General features: G+C 58.7%; 1 rRNA gene. It reads right to left on the reverse strand.

Annotated elements, in window-relative coordinates:
* A 16S ribosomal RNA gene (locus ACTHSL_RS13335) occupies positions 1-315 on the reverse strand; the annotation flags it as partial.

The following is a 315-nucleotide window of genomic DNA, read 5'->3' on the forward strand; positions in this document are numbered from 1 at the left end:
TCAAGCCACCCAGTATCCGACGCAGTTCCCAGGTTGAGCCGAGGGATTTCACATCCGACTTGCTAAGCCGCCTACGTGCGCTTTACGCCCAATAATTCCGAGCAACGTTTGCACCCTTCGTATTACCGCGGCTGCTGGCACGAAGTTAGCCGGTGCTTGCTAAGGAGGTACCGTCATGCCGTTGGCTATGCACCAACGGCGGTTCGTCCCTCCCCACAGAGCTTTACGACCCGAAGGCCTTCATCACTCACGCGGCGTGGCTGGATCAGGCTTGCGCCCATTGTCCAATATTCCCCACTGCTGCCACCCGTAGGC

It is taken from the genome of Neisseria sp. P0008.S010 (assembly GCF_051962715.1).
Lineage (GTDB): Bacteria > Pseudomonadota > Gammaproteobacteria > Burkholderiales > Neisseriaceae > Neisseria > Neisseria elongata.